This is a genomic window from Mesorhizobium sp. M7A.F.Ca.AU.002.02.1.1 (genome assembly GCF_003998535.1).
GTDB classification, from domain to species: domain Bacteria; phylum Pseudomonadota; class Alphaproteobacteria; order Rhizobiales; family Rhizobiaceae; genus Mesorhizobium; species Mesorhizobium ciceri.
This window is the reverse complement of record NZ_RZPB01001437.1, coordinates 1-568: the sequence shown is the minus strand read 5'-3', so window position 1 is coordinate 568 and position 568 is coordinate 1. Positions and strand designations below refer to the sequence as shown.

Genomic DNA, 568 nt, shown 5'->3' with positions numbered 1-568 from the left:
ATGGTGCTGGGCAAGGGCGGCGCCGACACCATCATCCGTGCCCTCTCTGGCATGGCGACCTCCGCCGGCGGCAAGATCGTCACCGGCGCCGAAGTCGCCGAGATCACCGTTTCGGCCGGCAAGGCGACCGGCGTACGGCTCGCTTCGGGCGAGACGCATACCGCCACCAGGGCAGTCATTGCCGGCGTCGCGCCCAAGGCGCTGACGGGCAAGCTGCTGCCCAATGGTTCGGGCGACGCCGGCTTCGACACGGCGATGCAGAAATTCCGCCATGCGCCAGGCACGATGATGATCCACCTGGCGCTGGACGATTTGCCGGATTGGCGTGCCGGAGCGGAGCTTCGGCAGTTCGCCTATGTGCATCTGTCGCCGTCGCTCGACGCCATGTCGCGCACCTATCAGCAGGCCATGGCGGGCATGCTGCCGGACGAGCCTGTGCTGGTGGTCGGCCAGCCGACGGCGATCGACCCGTCGCGGGCGCCTCAGGGAAAGCATGTGCTGTGGGTGCAAGTGCGCATGCTGCCGGCCGAAATCCTGGGCGATGCCGCCGGCAAGATCGCACCGGACC

Annotated in this window: 1 protein-coding gene; it reads left to right on the top strand. The window is 68.3% G+C overall.

Annotated features, from left to right (window positions below):
* Nucleotides 1-568: FAD-dependent oxidoreductase (locus tag EN879_RS38210; protein ID WP_164774956.1), on the top strand; the 568-nt coding region annotated here is incomplete at both ends.